The 15,384-nt window shown below is 65.3% G+C and carries 15 protein-coding genes, 1 tRNA gene and 1 pseudogene; 7 read left to right on the top strand and 10 right to left on the bottom strand.

Going from position 1 to position 15,384, the window contains the following annotated elements; translation table 11 throughout:
* Nucleotides 1-19 precede the first annotated feature (19 nt).
* From ACFQPB_RS13265 to ACFQPB_RS13255, 3 genes are all read left to right on the top strand, one after another.
* Complete coding sequence (locus tag ACFQPB_RS13265; protein ID WP_382201812.1) at nt 20-802, top strand: enoyl-CoA hydratase; 783 nt, start codon at nt 20-22, stop codon at nt 800-802.
* A 25-nt stretch (nt 803-827) separates the two neighbouring features.
* A tRNA-Met gene (locus ACFQPB_RS13260) sits at nt 828-904 on the top strand.
* A 332-nt stretch (nt 905-1,236) separates the two neighbouring features.
* Entirely contained in the window at nt 1,237-2,604 is a 1,368-nt protein-coding gene (locus ACFQPB_RS13255; RefSeq protein WP_382224024.1) for a choice-of-anchor U domain-containing protein, read from the top strand.
* Nucleotides 2,605-2,876: 272 nt separating this feature from the next.
* On the opposite strand, the pseudogene ACFQPB_RS13250 reads toward ACFQPB_RS13255, so the two are convergent.
* A pseudogene (locus ACFQPB_RS13250) lies at nt 2,877-3,823 on the bottom strand (IS5 family transposase).
* Between the two features lie 268 nt (nt 3,824-4,091).
* Between ACFQPB_RS13250 and ACFQPB_RS13245 the strand changes: the two are divergent.
* The 4 genes from ACFQPB_RS13245 (at nt 4,092) to ACFQPB_RS13230 (ending at nt 6,707) form a co-directional block, all read left to right on the top strand.
* Nucleotides 4,092-4,556, top strand: coding sequence for an SH3 domain-containing protein (locus ACFQPB_RS13245; protein WP_382224021.1), 465 nt, complete (start codon nt 4,092-4,094; stop codon nt 4,554-4,556).
* 156 nt (nt 4,557-4,712) lie between these two features.
* A complete protein-coding gene (locus tag ACFQPB_RS13240) occupies nt 4,713-5,894 on the top strand; it encodes a GGDEF domain-containing protein (RefSeq protein WP_382224020.1) in 1,182 nt (393 codons plus the stop codon).
* Nucleotides 5,891-6,166 carry a VF530 family protein gene (locus ACFQPB_RS13235; protein WP_382201850.1) on the top strand — a complete coding sequence of 92 codons (276 nt, stop codon included), beginning with the start codon at nt 5,891-5,893 and terminating at the stop codon, nt 6,164-6,166. The genes ACFQPB_RS13240 and ACFQPB_RS13235 overlap by 4 nt, the downstream gene beginning before the upstream one ends.
* A 97-nt stretch (nt 6,167-6,263) precedes the next feature.
* Complete coding sequence (locus tag ACFQPB_RS13230; protein ID WP_382201852.1) at nt 6,264-6,707, top strand: universal stress protein; 444 nt, start codon at nt 6,264-6,266, stop codon at nt 6,705-6,707.
* Nucleotides 6,708-6,722: 15 nt separating this feature from the next.
* On the opposite strand, the gene ACFQPB_RS13225 is transcribed toward ACFQPB_RS13230, so the two are convergent.
* The 9 genes from ACFQPB_RS13225 to narJ all read right to left on the bottom strand — a co-directional run bounded on the left by ACFQPB_RS13225 (nt 6,723) and on the right by narJ (nt 15,384).
* On the bottom strand, nt 6,723-7,871 hold the full coding sequence (locus ACFQPB_RS13225; protein WP_382224017.1) for a GGDEF domain-containing protein: 1,149 nt from the start codon (nt 7,869-7,871) through the stop codon (nt 6,723-6,725).
* A gap of 66 nt (nt 7,872-7,937) precedes the next feature.
* Nucleotides 7,938-8,348 (bottom strand): ribonucleotide reductase subunit alpha, encoded by a 411-nt coding sequence (locus tag ACFQPB_RS13220; RefSeq protein WP_382224015.1) that lies wholly within the window; start codon nt 8,346-8,348, stop codon nt 7,938-7,940.
* A 5-nt stretch (nt 8,349-8,353) separates the two neighbouring features.
* The gene (locus ACFQPB_RS13215; RefSeq protein ID WP_382224014.1) at nt 8,354-8,692 is read right to left on the bottom strand and encodes a zinc ribbon domain-containing protein YjdM; all 339 of its coding nucleotides are present in this window, start codon (nt 8,690-8,692) and stop codon (nt 8,354-8,356) included.
* 39 nt (nt 8,693-8,731) lie between these two features.
* Nucleotides 8,732-11,152, bottom strand: a complete 2,421-nt coding sequence (locus tag ACFQPB_RS13210) for an adenosylcobalamin-dependent ribonucleoside-diphosphate reductase (protein WP_382224011.1) — start codon at nt 11,150-11,152, stop codon at nt 8,732-8,734.
* Nucleotides 11,149-12,411 carry an NAD(P)H-dependent flavin oxidoreductase gene (locus tag ACFQPB_RS13205; protein WP_382224008.1) on the bottom strand — a complete coding sequence of 421 codons (1,263 nt, stop codon included), beginning with the start codon at nt 12,409-12,411 and terminating at the stop codon, nt 11,149-11,151. The genes ACFQPB_RS13210 and ACFQPB_RS13205 overlap by 4 nt, the downstream gene beginning before the upstream one ends.
* The gene (locus ACFQPB_RS13200; RefSeq protein WP_382224005.1) at nt 12,389-13,096 is read right to left on the bottom strand and encodes a carbonic anhydrase; all 708 of its coding nucleotides are present in this window, start codon (nt 13,094-13,096) and stop codon (nt 12,389-12,391) included. The genes ACFQPB_RS13205 and ACFQPB_RS13200 overlap by 23 nt, the downstream gene beginning before the upstream one ends.
* Complete coding sequence (locus ACFQPB_RS13195) at nt 13,093-13,965, bottom strand: peptidylprolyl isomerase (protein ID WP_382224003.1); 873 nt, start codon at nt 13,963-13,965, stop codon at nt 13,093-13,095. Before ACFQPB_RS13195 ends, ACFQPB_RS13200 begins: the two co-directional genes overlap by 4 nt.
* Before the next feature lies 1 nt (nt 13,966).
* Nucleotides 13,967-14,692 carry a respiratory nitrate reductase subunit gamma gene (narI, locus tag ACFQPB_RS13190; protein WP_382224001.1) on the bottom strand — a complete coding sequence of 242 codons (726 nt, stop codon included), beginning with the start codon at nt 14,690-14,692 and terminating at the stop codon, nt 13,967-13,969.
* Nucleotides 14,689-15,384, bottom strand: coding sequence for a nitrate reductase molybdenum cofactor assembly chaperone (gene narJ, locus ACFQPB_RS13185; RefSeq protein WP_382224207.1), 696 nt, complete (start codon nt 15,382-15,384; stop codon nt 14,689-14,691). The genes narI and narJ overlap by 4 nt, the downstream gene beginning before the upstream one ends.

Raw genomic sequence — 15,384 nt, 5'->3', positions numbered from 1 at the left:
GCCTCAGTTGCAAGCACACATGAGCACCACCCCCGAAATGATCCTGGTCCGCACGGAAGGCCGTGTTGGCGTCATCACCCTCAACCGCCCCAAGGCGCTCAACGCCCTCAACGAACAGCTCATGAACGAGCTGGGTGCCGCCCTCAAGGCCTTTGATGCCGACCCCGAGATCGGTTGTATGGTCATCACCGGCAGCGAAAAAGCCTTTGCTGCGGGCGCCGACATCGGCGCCATGGCCACCTACACGTTTGCCGACGTCTACGTGAACGACTACATCACCCGCAACTGGGAAACCATCCGCAGCGTGCGCAAGCCCGTGATTGCCGCCGTCAGCGGCTTTGCCCTGGGCGGCGGCTGCGAGCTGGCCATGATGTGCGACTTCATCATCGCCGCCGACAACGCCAAGTTTGGTCAACCCGAAATCAAGCTCGGCATCATCCCCGGCGCCGGCGGCACCCAGCGCCTGCCCCGCGCGGTGGGCAAGGCCAAAGCCATGGACCTGGCCCTGACCGGCCGAATGATGGACGCCCTCGAGGCCGAACGTGCCGGGCTGGTGAGCCGCGTGGTGCCGCTGGACAAACTGATGGACGAAACCCTGGCTGCCGCACTCACCATCTGCGGCTTCTCGCTGCCCAGCGTGATGGCCGCCAAAGAAGCCGTCAACCGCGCTTTTGAGAGCGGGTTGAGCGACGGCGTGATGTTCGAACGCCGCCTGTTCCACGCGCTGTTCGCCACCGCCGACCAAAAAGAAGGCATGGCCGCCTTCGTTGAAAAACGTGCGCCGGTCTTCACGAACACCTGATTTTGTGGCTATAATCTGAGGCTTCGGCGCTTTAGCTCAGTCGGTTAGAGCGATGGAATCATAATCCACAGGTCCGCGGTTCGAATCCGTGAAGCGCCACCAAATTCAAGCTGATCAAGCCCACTGTTTCACGACAGTGGGCTTTTTCTATGGCTGTCCCCGACGTGTAGCAAGATCGTGCACAGAATTTGGGCGAAGCACACGGAGCAGACACTTCTGACGCTGTCTGCACGGTAGCGAACACGCTGGCGGGACGGTGGTGCGCGCCGCGCCGATACTTGGGAGGGGCACACCCTCCAACCCTCGCCTAGACTGACTTCACGCCTCTTGCCAGCACCGAAACCATGCCCACCTCCTTTCAATGCGTTCTCCATCGTCTTGTCGCAACGGTCTGTATGTTTCTGGCTGGTACCTGCAGTTGGGCAGCTAACTCCGTGGTCACCGTATTAGCTGCGGACAGTTTCTCCTACCCCGGCAATGTGGCCTTGCCGGGTCAGAACGGGGGCACGGGATGGAGCGGCGCGTGGGTGTCCGACAGCGTCTCATTCACCGACTTTTACACAAATGCGGCCAGCCTCGCGGTGACCGGTGTTGCCAGCGCAGGTGGCAGAGCCGTGTACCGGGCAGGCAGCCAGTTGAACGACGCGGCGCGCACATTGCCGCTGCAAAACACCGGCGTGGTGTTTGTGCAGTTTCTGGCGCAGTTCGGGACCCAGTCCGGTGGCGGCACGCCCAACATCCGCTTTTCTTCGTCTGGTGCGCTCACGGGTGCGGTCGGGAACAATGGCGCTTGTGGCAGCGCGGTCTACGCAATATTGAACAACAACCTGCAGGCGATCCCCGCGTCGTGCAGCGCTGTGACACTGGCCACCCTCAGCGCGGTGGTGTTACGCATCGACTACACCGCCAACAATACCCGCATGTGGGTGCTGCCTGGCCTCAGTGGATTTGACTACCTGAACCCGCCCACAGCCTCGGCTGAATACGACGGGCTTGCGCCCGCATTCGACCGCCTCTCGTTCTACACCCGCAATCCAGCCAACATCGACGAACTTCGGATTTTCCGGGTCGATGCGGTAGTGGATGGCGAGTGTGGCGGGGCGGCTGGACAGGCCTATGCTTTTGCGCCAACAGCCCAGTTGTGTACGCAGGGCACGCCCTCTGTGGTTGTTTCCGATCCTGGCAAGTACAGCTGGGTCTGCAGCGGCAGCAACGGTGGCGCTGCATCGGGCACATGCGAGGCCAATTGGGCGGTCGCTGGCACCGGCACCGGTTCTGTGGCGCCCCCCGACAATGGTTGGGCTGTCACCAGCGCCACATTCAGCAACACACTGCCTGGTAGCCCACCGGCGAACGCGAGCTTTCCATATGGGCTAGTGTCTTTGAGTCTTAATGGCGGTGCCGTCGGCAGTGCGACTAGTATCACCATCCACTACACCACCCCCGTGCCTGTTGGCGCCGTGTACATGAAGTACGGGAAAAGCCCAGCCGGGTTCAACTGTAGCGGTGCGGCCTGCGCACAAGACCACTGGTACCTCATGCCCGAAGGACAGGTGGTGGTGGCGCCGGATCGCTACAGCGCGACGCTGACGATCACTGACGGAGGGGCTGGGGACGATGACCTGATCGCCAACGGTGCCATCACTGACCCAGGCGGCTTCGTGTTACTGCCGGCCGCCATCGGCATACCTTCGCTTTCGCAGTGGGCCCTGTTTCTGACCGCGATCTTGATGGTCTTGGGCAGCACACATAGGCTATTGATCAGGGACGCGCGAGCAGAACGGCTTTCCTGCATACGCTAACGCCCCGCGTTGGCTGATCTCGTTTGCGAACCGTTGTTTGAAGTTGCTGTGCAGTGCCCGCCACGGTGAACGTCGGGTTACACGACACTGGACGTAACGGTTGGGCAACGATGGTCGCTGCGGGTGTCGGGTTACGCGACGTTGTGGTGGAGCACACTCTGCCCGCCCCCCGACCCAACTGCCCATGACGAGCTGCAACTATGGTTGTCGGGTTGCACGGCTCTGTTGCACAAACCCGAAATGGGACGAGTTGACCCCAACCCCGGACGCAGCTACGCCATGGCGGTCACCAATACCGTTGTCGGGCGGCCCAGTTGCGTGAAGCGGTTGAGCAAGGCCACGCGCACATGCAACTCCACCACCTGACGCTCAAACGTACGTGCCATCACCCGCTCGCCCAAGCGGTTGAAGCAGTGCATCTTCGTCTCCACCAGGCTGCGGCGGTGGTACCCGCTCCACTTCTTCCAGATGGCGCGGCCCAACCTGTGACAAGCGTTGAGCGCTGCGTTGCGCGAGCTGGCCCCTACCAGGGTTGTCCGCCAAGGCCGGGCGTTCTTGCGCGGCGCAATCACCGCTTGTGCCCCTCTCTGTGCAATCGCCGCATGGCACGCCTTGGTGTCGTAAGCCCCGTCCCCGCTGACACTGGCCACCGCTTCATCGGCTGGTATCTGGCCCAACAGTTCGGGCAACATCGGCGCGTCACCCAAGCTGTTGTCGGTCACCTCAATGGCCCGAATCTCCAGCGTGTGGGTGTCGATGCCCAGGTGCACCTTGCGCCACTGCCGTCGGTACTCGGCTCCATGCTTCTTGCGCTTCCATTCGCCTTCGCCCAGGAACTTGATGCCGGTGCTGTCCACCAGCAAGTCAAGCGCCGTGGTGCTGGACTGATAGGGCAATTGCACCCGCAGAGTCTTCTGGCGCCGGCACACGGTGCTGAAGTCCGGCACCTTCCAGGCCAGACCAGCCAAGCGCAGCAGGCTGTCGACCAACCCCAGGCTTTGGCGCAGGGCCAGGCCAAACAGGCATTTGATGCTCAGGCAGAACTGGATGGCGGCGTCGGAGAAGACCCGCTGGCGACCTCTGCGGCCATTGGCAGGGCGTACCACTGCATGTCTTTGTCCAACCAAATCATCAGCGACCCTCGCGCCTTGAGCGCGGCGTTGTACGCCGCCCAGTTGGTGGTCTTGTAGCGACCTTTGGCTCCCTTGGCTTCACTCATTCGCCCAGCCTATCACCTCGCCTCTGCGGCTTTGTGCAACAAAGCCTGTGTGGAGGATATGAATCGGGAGATCGCTGCTGGGCACGACACGCGTGTTGTCACTGCCTAGATTGGCGAAATTGAGCGACACCTTTGCGCTTTGTGTCGGACGCGCCGCCCCTACCGCGAAACATGCAAATGACAGGAACCTCCGCTCCCCGAGCCGTTCCTATCTGCGAAGTGTTTGAATCACTTCGTTGTCGTCGTTTTCAGAAAGGACCCCAAGCCCATGCACTCCAACCACATCCTGCCTGCCCTGCGCCGCCTGACGATGGGCCTGATGGTCGTGGCGGCAGCCGCCGGAACGGCCGCCGCGCAACAGATGGTCAGCGTGAAAGGCAGTGTGCTCAACATGCGGGAAGGCCCCGGCACACACACGCAGGTGTTGTGGGAGCTGAAGCGGGGGTACCCGTTGCAGGTGGTTGAGCGGCGCGGCCGGTGGCTCAAGGTGCAGGACTTTGAGAAAGACCAGGGCTGGGTGGCGGCTTCGCTCACGGGCCGCCAACCGCACCACATCGTCAAGGCGCCAGTAGCCAACGTGCGCAGCGGGCCTGGCACGCGGTTCCGCGTGGTGGGCAAAGCCGAGTATGGCGAGTTGTTCAAGACGCAGGAAAAGCGTGCGGATTGGGTCAAGGTCAAGCGCGAAACAGGCGCGTCGGGTTGGGTGGCCCGCCCCCTGCTTTGGGGCTGGTGATCCAGGGCTTCAGCCGCCACGCCTGAGCCGCCCCGCTCAACCAAGGGGCTGGCCCGCATTGCAGCCGGCCGCTGGGCAATGCGCAGCCGTGTGCGGGGTACAAAGATGCCACCTCCACGTCATTTTTATTAACTCCAGTGGCAATAAAATTGACACATGTCTGGGATTGACCTTCGCACCATCAACCTCGTGACCGGCTTGATGTGTGTGGTCATGGGCACCGTCATTCTGGGCATGCGCCGCAACTTCCCGTCCAGCATCCAGGGGCTGGGCCTGTGGGGGTTGGGCGCGCTGTTGGGGATGCTGGCTTCCGCCTTCTACGGCGCCGAGCGCCTGATGCCGCCGAGCCTGGCTGCCATCGGCGGCAATGCCTTGGCGCTGACCGCCTGTGGTCTGATGTACTTCGGCACCCAGCGTTTCTATGCACAACAGGTCCATTGGCAGCGGTGGGCGGGTGTGGGGGCCATCAGCTTGTGCGGGCTGACCTACTTTGCCGTGGTCCACCCCGACTATCAGATGCGGGTGGCCCTGTTCACCGCCACACTCGCCGGGCTGTTTGCCGCACACGCGCGATTGCTTTGGCGGCAGGGACGGGGTTTTGCTGCCCGGTTCACGTTGGTCGTGATGGGTTTGCAAACCCTCATTTTTGTGGCCCGTTGTGTGGCCGCTTTCTGGCTGGACCAAGCCAGCACCCACCGATTCGCCGCCTCCACCATACACAACGCCTATTTCGTCAGTTTCAGTTTCATGGTGCTGCTGTTCCTGGTGGGGGTGTTGCTCATGGCGAGCGAGCGTGTGCGTGCCGAGTTCGAGCACATGGCCACCTTTGACAGCCTGACAGGCGCTTTGAACCGGCGCGTGCTGCTGCTCGCCGGTGACCAGGAACTGTTGCGCTGGCAGCGGCACGCGCACCCCTTTGCTGTGCTGCTGATCGACATTGACCACTTCAAACAGATCAACGATCAACACGGGCATTTGGTGGGCGATCAGGTCCTCAAGCGTTTGGCCGCCGCTTTGCGCCAACCGCTGCGCAAAACCGACCTGTTGGCGCGCTACGGCGGCGAAGAGTTCCTGGTGCTGCTGCCTGTCACCGACGAAGCAACAGCGCGTGAACTCGGCGAGCGGGTTCGTGCTGCGGTGCAAGCCATGCCCAGCGACCCGCCCGGCTGCCCATGCACCATCAGCGTGGGCGTGAGTGGCGTGCACGAGGGCGACACCACGTTTGACCAGCTGGTGGCCCGCGCGGACCTGGCGCTCTACCAGGCCAAAAACGCGGGCCGCAACCGCGTGGTCATGATGGACAACCCCACCCTTCCCTCACACGGCCGCACCCCATGACCACATCCCCCACCCCGCCGCCCGCCGCCCAGCCGCGCAACCCCTTGCACGGGTTGACGCTGGAGGCCATTGTCAACGCGCTCGTGGCGCACTATGGCTGGGCAGGTTTGGCTGAGCGCATACCGGTGCGATGCTTCACCAGCGAACCCAGCGTGTCCTCCAGCCTCAAGTTCTTGCGCAAAACGCCCTGGGCCCGAGACAAAGTGGAAAGCCTGTACCTCTACATGTTGAGGGAAATCAAACGCAGCCCAAACAGCCGCCCCGGTACGTAGCATCCACACACCCCTGCGTCAGGCCTTGAGCGACACTGAAATGTCAATGCCTGTGCACCGGCCCCGCATGGCCGCCACCTTTCTGGAGAGAGACAACATGTACAAGAAACTGTTTGTTCCCGTCGATGGTTCTGAACTTTCACACCGCGCCATGGACGGCAGCATCGCGCTGGCCAAACAACTGGGCGCGGCCATCAACGGTTTTGTGGTCGAACCCGATCTGCCGCTGTCGGTTGTGAGCCCCGACGCACACACCTCCACCGAACGCATCAAAAAACACGAAGCGCAGAACGAGGCACACGCCAAAGCCCTGCTGGACCAGTTCGCGCAACGCGCGAAGGCCGCAGGCGTTGACTTCGTGGCCAGCCATGTGACCGCCTATTCGGTGGACACCGCCATCATGGAAGAGGCCGAAAAAGCCGGCTGCGACATGATTGTGATGGTCACACACGGCAGGGGCCCGCTGGGCGAGTTCGTGTTTGGCTCCCACACCAAGTCCATCATCTCGCGCAGCAAGCTGCCCGTGCTGGTGCTGCACTGACGCAGGCTTGCGGGTTCAGGCGCTGATTTCCACCCGGTTGCGCCCAAGGTGCTTGGCGCGGTACAGCGCGGCATCGGCCTGGCGAACCAGCGAGGCCGAGTCGGTGGCGTTCTGCGGCGCCTCGGCCACCCCCACCGACACATGCACCTGCAAGGCCACGCCGTGGGCACTCAGGTTCAGCAGCGCCACCTGGCGGCGGATGTCGTGCGCGCGCGCTTCGGCCGCACCCAGCGGCATGCCGGGCAACAGCAACAAAAACTCCTCGCCGCCGTAGCGGCAGGCGATGTCGCCGGCGCGCAAGGCCTGGCTGATCACCTCGGCCACCGCTTTGAGCACCTCGTCCCCCACGGGGTGGCCGTGGCCGTCGTTGATCAGCTTGAAGTGGTCGATGTCCACCATCATCGCGCTGATGGGCGCGTCGTCGCGGGCACAACGTGCCAGTTCGCGGTCTATGGTGGCAGCCAAGTGGCGGCGGTTGTACAGCCCGGTCAGGTGGTCCCGGTCCACCTCCTCCTTGAGCTGGCTCTGCAAAAGGCGGATCTCGTCGAGCTGCGCCTGCAGCGCCTGTTCGTTGCGGCGCAGACGTTGGCGCATCTGGTTCAACTTGGTAGCGCGTGTCTGGGCACTCAAGCCAAACACCACCAGATACGCCGACAGGCTCGCCATGGACAACAGGGTCACCGGCAAGCTGGTGTGGGGTTCAAAGCGCCAGCCCAGCACCACCCCGGCCAAGACCATGCCCAGCCCATGCGCCGCCAAGGCCTTGAGCACGCCCCGCCCCCCTTGAAACGCCACCAGGTTGAGGCACGGACCGATGCCGAACAGGAAAGCGATCCACAGCGGAAAACCCATGCCGGCAGACCAGACGCCCAGGATGAAGGCGTCAAACAGCATGTTCCGGACTTCTGCGTCCAGGGCGTCGCGCGCGCGCCGTGCGAGCAGATAGGCCAGTTGAGGGTACAGCACAAACTGCGCGAACAACGCCCACCAGACCCAGCCCACAGGCGCCGTTGGCCACAGGTGCAGCCCCACCAGCAGGCCCAACAGCGCCCACGACCACGATCGGTTGATGTGGTTCATGTGCACCACCCAGTGCGATGCCCGCCCGGATGCGGGGCCGGCGCGCGGCGTGGTGGTGGTTGGCGGATCGGGTGGCTTGGACATGGTGGCCTCAAACGCAACCCGCAACCATAGCCGCCCCAGCGAGCGCGGTCAATGCCTGTGACGGTGTCAGCGCGCGCTGAGCGAGAGCGCCTCCCCGGCGCGGTTGAAGGGGACCAGCCCGTCGATGTCACCCATTTGCACGCGCTGCACCAGGCGGTCCAGCGCGCCGCTCACCTGCGCATCGTCGGGCGCTTGGCCGCCCTGCCCACCCAGCGCACCGGCCAGCACCATGGCCCAGGCGGCGCCCCGGCCATCGGCCTCGGCGCGCAGTTGCTCGAAGCCGGCCACCCCGTCGGGCGCCAGGTCCACACACATCACCGGCACCATCGCGCCACCCTGCCCGGCCTCGAAGTCGGCGCGTTCGGCCTCACTGCTGCCTTCGGGCAGTTCCACCTGCACAAACACCAGCAACAGGCATTGGGGCTGGGCTTGAGCGCGTGCCGCGCGCAGCAGGTCGTCGAAGTGTTCGATGTTCATCGCCTTCAAGCCTTCTTGATGTACTCGGACTTCAGCTGCATGGCACCAAAGCCTTCGATCTTGCAGTCGATGTCGTGATCGCCTTCGATCAGCCGGATGTTCTTCACCTTGGTGCCCACCTTGATGACGGCCGACGATCCCTTGACTTTGAGGTCCTTGATCAGGGTCACGCTGTCACCGTCCTGCAGCGGGTTGCCGTGGGCATCCTTCCACACCCGCACCACGTCGGGCTCCGCTGTGGCGTTGGCCGCCCATTCGTGCCCACATTCGGGGCACACCAGCAGGGCCCCGTCGGGATAGGTCAACGTCGATTGGCATTGGGGGCAGGCAGGCAAGTCGGACATGAAAACGTGGTTCAAAAAAGGAAACGATGGTAGCCCGGCTCAACCACAGGCGCCGATGTGGCCACATGCCGTGCAGTATTCGCAGCCGTCCTTGCGGATGACCGCGTGGGCGCCACATTCGGGGCATTTGCGGCCCGCCATGGTGGTGGGGGGCAGCGGGGCGGCAGATGTGGGGGCGAGCACCGTGGCACCACCGTTGGCGCGCCGCTCCAGGATGTTCTGCACCGCGTAGGCGATGGCGGCCACCTCGGAGTCGTGCCACAGGGGCACGCGGCTGCCGTCCTCGCGCACACGCTGGCCCAGGCGCACGGGGCCCCGGTCCCAGGCCACCTTGCGCATGTCGCTCAGCGCGCGCTCCAGAAAGCCGCCCCGCGCCGCCAGCGACAACATGCGCATGCTGGAGGTGATCCACTGCTGCGACTCGCCGCTTTGCCCCACCGGCATGAAGAACTCGATGGCGCGGTCCACCGTGCCATGGCCATCGGCCGTGGGCACCGGTAAAAACGAGACGATGAGGTACAGCGTCTTCTGCCCTTCGTGTGTCCAGTACTCGATCTTCTCGGCCACGGCATCGAGCGCGCCCTTGGGCCGGCTTTCGATCACGGTGCGCATCGGGTCCACCAGCGGTGCGGGCGTGGGCAGAGACGTGGCCTTGGGTTCGGCAGGCGTCACCTCCAGCACCGCACCCAGAATGCTGTTGGGCCGGTAGGTGGCCAGGCCCTTGAGGCCGGCGCGCCAAGCGCTCAGGTACAAATCCTTGAAGTCGCCGTAGGGGCAGTCGGCGGGCACGTTCACCGTTTTGGAAATGGCCGTGTCCACAAAAGGTTGTACCGCCTCCATCATGGCGATGTGGTCGTTAGCACCCATCTCCAGCGCGGTCACAAAGGCTTCGGACAGCGGGGCATCGGGGCCGTTGAGGTGGCGGAACAGCCGCCACGCGTGATCTTGCACCTCGTAGCTGCGCTGGCTGCCGTCGGCCTCGCGCTTCTTGCGCGTGTAGGTCCACGAAAACGCGGGCTCGATGCCGTTGGACGCGTTGTCGGCAAACGCCAAACTCACCGTGCCTGTGGGCGCGATGGACAGCAGGTGGCTGTTGCGGATGCCGTGGGTGCGAATGGCCTGTTGCAACTCGGCCGGCAAGCGGCTGGCAAAGGTACCGGGTTCCAGGTAGGTCGCCACGTCCAGCGCCGGGAAGGCGCCCTTTTCTTGCGCCAGCGCCACCGACGCGCCGTAAGCCGCATCGCGCATGGCCTCGGCGATGCGGGCCGCCATGGCGCGGCCCTCGGGCGCGTCGTAGCGCAGTCCCAGCAACGTGAGCGCGTTGCCCAGGCCGGTGAAGCCCACGCCAATGCGCCGCTTGGCCTGCGCCTCGCGCGCCTGCTCGGGCAGCGGCCAGTGGGTCAGGTCCAGCACGTTGTCCAGCGCGCGCACCTGCAAGGCCACGCTTTCGGCAAAGGCCGCAAAGTCAAACGCCGGCAAACCGCCGTGGCCAAACGGGTGGCGCACAAAACGCGTGAGGATGACCGGGCCGAGGTCGCAGCAGCCATAGGGGGGCAGCGGCTGTTCGCCACAAGGGTTGGTCGCCGTGATGGCCTCGATGGCCCGCAGGTTGTTGTCGCGCTGGATCTGGTCGAGGAAAAGGATGCCGGGTTCGGCGAATTCGTAGGCCGAACGCATGATGGTGTCCCACAGCTCGAGCGCGGGCAGGGAGCGGTAAACCCACTGGCCGTCGTCGTGCTGGTGGGCGCCGGCGGCGCACAAGGCCTCGCCGGGGTGGGCGGTGTGCACCAGGTCCCACGGCTGGTCGTTGGCCACGGCCTGCATGAAGGCATCGCTCACGCCCACCGACACGTTGAAGTTGTTCCAGCGCCCGGGTGTGCGTTTGGCGGTGATGAATTCGAGCACGTCGGGGTGGTCGATGCGCAGCACGCCCATTTGGGCGCCGCGCCTCGCGCCAGCGCTTTCCACGGTGGCGCAGGACTGGTCGAACACGTTGATGTAGCTGCACGGACCCGAGGCGGTGGAGGCGGTGCCTTTGACCTGCGCGCCACGCGGGCGGATGCGGGAGAAGTCGTAACCCACGCCGCCGCCACGGCGCATGGTCTCAGCCGCTTCGCGCAGGGCTTCGTAGATGCCGGGGAAGCCAGCCTCATCGCGGCCCTGGATGCAATCGCCCACGGGCTGCACGAAGCAGTTGATGAGCGTGGCCTGGATGCCGGCACCCGCCGCGCTCATGATGCGCCCGGCGCCGATGGCGCCCGCCTCCAGGTTGCGGCGGAACAGGACTTCGAAATGCGCCTGACGGTCGGGCGCCTCCACCGAGGCCAGGGCTCGGGCCACGCGGTCGAACAGCGCGGCGGCATCCGCCTCGCCGTGTTTGAGGTACTTCTCGCGCAGCACGTCGGTGCTGATGTCCTGCGGCGGCAAGGCGAGGCTGGGGTTCAGGGGATCGCGGTTCATGCGGGGGCTCCGGTGGCGGGCACACCGCCCATGGTGTCACGAACCCCGGCCAGCAACCAGCGCAGCAGGTCGGCCACCGGTCGGATTTCGTCGCCGAACGGCAGGCGCCCCGCCCCTCTGAAAAACAGGCCGCGCTGGGCATCGCCTTCCAACGCATGGCCCAGTTGCTGGTCGATGCAGAACTGGCCAATCTCGCTTTTGCCGTCGCGCAGGCCACACTGGGCCAGGCAGTCGAACGACAGGTTGCACTTGCGTTTGACGTGGGCCACGGCCTTGAGCTTGGGCTCGATGCGCAGGTATTTGTCGAGCCAGGGCGTGCGCACCGCGCGCGCGGGCAGCCCTGCCACGCTCACGAACTCCACGATGTCCTCGGGCTTGGCCTGGGCCAGCACCTGCTTGAAGGCCATGTCGGCGTCACATTCGGCGGTGACGGCAAAGGCGGTGCCCAGCTGCACCGCGCTGGCGCCCAGGGCTTGCAGGCGCAACACGTCGTCGTGGCTTGAGATGCCACCGGCGGCGATCAGCGGGATGTCGCGCTCCAGGCCGGCGCTCTTGAAGAACTCGCGCACCGCAGGAATCACCACCTCGAAATCGAAACGGGTGTCGTTGAGGTCGGACACGCGGGCCGCGCCCAGGTGGCCGCCGGCCAGGCGCGGGTGTTCGATGACGATGGCGTCGGGCAGGCGCCCTTTCTTTTCCCACTTGCGCACCAGCAGTTGCACGCCGCGCGCGTCCGACAGGATGGGGATGAGCGCGGTCTGGGGGTGGTCGGCCGCCAGGTCGGGCAGGTCCAGTGGCAGGCCAGCGCCCACCACCAGCGCGTCGATGCCACTGGCCAGCGCCTGGCGCACATAGGCTTCGTAGGCACTCAAGGCACGCATCACGTTGACGGCCAACAAACCGTGGCCATCGGCGGTGGCGCGGGCCGCGCGGATTTCGCGGTCCAACGCCACCAGATTGGCGGCGTTGATGCGGTCCTTGGCGTCGCTTTCCTTGTTGAGGTGGGCGGTTTGCGCCATCAGGTCGGGGTGCAGGCGGCGCAGGTCCACCGCCGAGATGGTGCCCATGGCCCCCAGGCGCGCCACCTGGCCCGCCAGGCGCGAGGCCGACACCCCCACCCCCATGCCACCCTGCACCACCGGCAGCAATTCGCGCCCGGCCAGCTGCAGCGGGCGCAAGCCCGACGCTCGGCACATGTTCAACAACTGTTGCCACTCCGCCGTGTCGGCGCCCGCTTCAATCACTGATGACTTGTCCATCGTGTTCCACATAGGGTTGGTACGGCCCGGTGCCGCTCGTGGAGGCTACCGAAGCCGCCACGAAGTCCCCTTGCGCTGCGTCAAAGACATGCACTTCACCGTCTTCGATCACGTAATGCCAGCCGTGCAGGGTCAACTTGCCGGCCTCAACCTCGCGCCGCACCATGGGGTAGCCCATCAGGCGTTCGAGTTGCAGCACGATGGCGCGTTGTTCGGTGCGGCGCATCGCCTCGGGGGTGGGCTGAACCGGCAGCAAGGCCTCGTCCACCAGCTTGAGCCAGGCCTGCAAGGCCACGGCCTCGGCGGGTGCACCTTCGTAGGCGGTCCGTATGGCACCGCAGTGGCTGTGGCCACAAACGATGATGCGCTCCACGTGCAGGCCCAGCACCGCGAACTCGATGGCGGCCATCGTCCCATGCAAACCATGGGACTGGTCATAGGGGGGAACGAGCGCGCCCACGTTGCGCACCAGGAACAGCTCGCCCGGCCCGGCACCCGTCAGCAAGTAAGGCACCAGACGCGAATCGGAGCAGCCGATGAACAGCGTCTTGGGGTGCTGGCCATCGGCCACCAGGTCTTGAAAACGCTGCTGGTGCAGCGGGAAGTAGTCGGAGTGGAAACGGCGCAGGCGCAGCAGCAGTTCGTCGCCCGCGCCCGAAGCGCCGCTTCCCTCGTCCGCGCTCACTGCACCAAGGGCGAGTCCGCCCCCTCCAGGTCCAGGCCCTCCACCTGGGCCTGCCCGATGAGCAGGCGCATGTACTGGCGCAAGGCGGTGGCGCGGGTCTGCAGCGTCATCTGCATGGCGATGCGATCTTGCACCGCCTCGAACGGTTGTTGTGTGCCCTTGCGCCGGCCCAGCACCTCCACGATGTGGAAGCCGAAACGCGTGTGCACCAGGCGCGGGTGCACGCCCATGCCCCAACCCGAGTCGCTTTGGTAGAACAGCTCGTTGGCCAGTTCGGGCGCGCAATCGTGTGGGCCGATCCAGCCCAGCTCGCCACCCTCGGCGCTGCTGGGGCAGTTGGAGAGCTCGCGCGCCAGCTCGGCAAAGCGGCCGGCGGGCACGTCCTTGCGCGAGAGTTCCAGCAGCGCGGTCTCGGCGCGTTGGGCCAGCTTGTGCACGTCCACACCCGGCGTCACCGCGAACAGGATGTGGCGCACGTGCAAGGCCTGGCCGGTCACGAAATGCAGCTTGTTGGCGGCGTAATAGCGCTCCTGCGCGCTGGCTTCGGGCGCGGGCGTGACCACCGCCGCGTCCACCATCTGCTCCAGCACCTGGCGCTGCGCTTCGTTCAGCGGCGGCGCGTGCTCTGGGTGGGTGTCGGTCAGCAGGCCCCGGCGCACGGCTTCCTGGCGCAACAGTTCGGTGTGGGCGCGCTCCAGCAGTTCCTCAGGGTGAAGTTGCTCGCCGGGGCCCAACAAGGCCACACCGTTGATGGTGGGGGACTTGAGTGACGACTTGAGGGGCGACTGGGCCCCGCTGGCGCAGCCGCAGCTGCCACCACCGCCGCCGCAACCCATGTCGGCAGGCAAAGGAATGGTCATGGCGTTCATGTCAGCTCTCCCGACGTGGCGATTGGTTCAGACCAGCAGGCAGGCCCAGCTTGCGGCTGCGCACCACCTGGTAGGGGCGCACGATGTAGGCCAGCGTGCCAAAGCCGCTCCACACGTGCACCAGACGCGAGAAGGGGAAGAGCAGGAAGATGGTCATGCCCAGCACCAGGTGCACCTTGTAGGGCCAGTCCAGGCCCACCAGTTGGGCGGCGTCGGGGCTGAAGGTGACGATGCCCTGTGCCCAGGCCGATAGCTTGAGCATGACCGCGCCGTCCGAATGCCCGATGGAAAACGGCAGCGTGATCAGGCCCAGCACCAGTTGCACCCACAGGATGATGAGGATGCCCAGGTCGGTGCGGTGGCTGGTGAGGCGGATGCGGTCGTCGAACAGGCGGCGGTGCAGCAGCAGGCTCAGGCCCACGAAGCACACGGCGCCGGCAATGCCACCGGCGGTCACGGCCACCATCTGTTTCTGGCCAGCGGTGATGAAGGGCTCGTACACCCAGTGGGGCGTGAGCAGGCCCACGCTGTGGCCGAAGAACAGGAACAGGATGCCGATGTGGAACAGGTTGCTGCCCCACCGCAACTGGCCCTTGCGCAGCAGCTGCGAGGAGTCGCTTTTCCAGGTGTACTGGTCGCGGTCGAAGCGGGCCAGGCTGCCCATGAAAAACACCGACAGGCAGATGTAGGGATAGACGTTGAACAGGAAGTTGTGCAGCGTGTTCATGCTCGCGCTCCTTGTGCCGTGGAAGAGGGGTTCTTGACGATGCGTATCGGCTGTGCCTGCCCGGGTTTGGCCTGGCCCTCGGTGGAGCAGCCGCCAAACACCTCGGGCTCGGCCCAGCTCTCGTCCATGGCCGGCTCGTCGGGCACGGGCACGGCCTCGGCCTTCTCGCCTGCCAGCTCCAGCACGGCAGCCAGCACGCTGGCGTAAGGGCTTTGGCGCTTGAGCAAGGCACTGAAGATGGCGCGCACGATGTGGGCCGTCTCGCCCAGGAAGTCGCGCGCCTGCTGCGGCGGCTGGGTGGAGGCGAACTCCAGCAGCACGGGCAGGTAGTCAGGCAACTCGCTGTTGTCGATGTAAAGCCCGGCTTTTTCGTAGGTCTGGATGAGGTCGATCATGGCCGGGCCCCGGTCGCGCGAGTCGCCGTGCACGTGCTCGAACAGGTGCAGCGAGGTGCTGCGGCCCCGGTCGAACAGCTCCACGTAATCGGACTCGACCTGCAGCGCCGGCAGCAGCACCAGGCGATCGAGCAGGCGTTCGATCTCGTCGATGCGCTCGGCCGGCAGCGCGGCCTCGTCGCGCAGGGCGGCACGCAACTCGGCCACGTGGGCGCGCAGTTCGGCGTCGGGGTAACGCAGCAGGTGGGCCAGCACACGCTGGGTCAGGCGGGCCTGGGGCAATGGCTTGTTGAACAG

This window comes from Hydrogenophaga atypica, assembly GCF_042665215.1.
Classification (GTDB): domain Bacteria; phylum Pseudomonadota; class Gammaproteobacteria; order Burkholderiales; family Burkholderiaceae_C; genus Hydrogenophaga; species Hydrogenophaga defluvii_A.
This window is presented reverse-complemented; position numbering and strand designations above follow the sequence as displayed.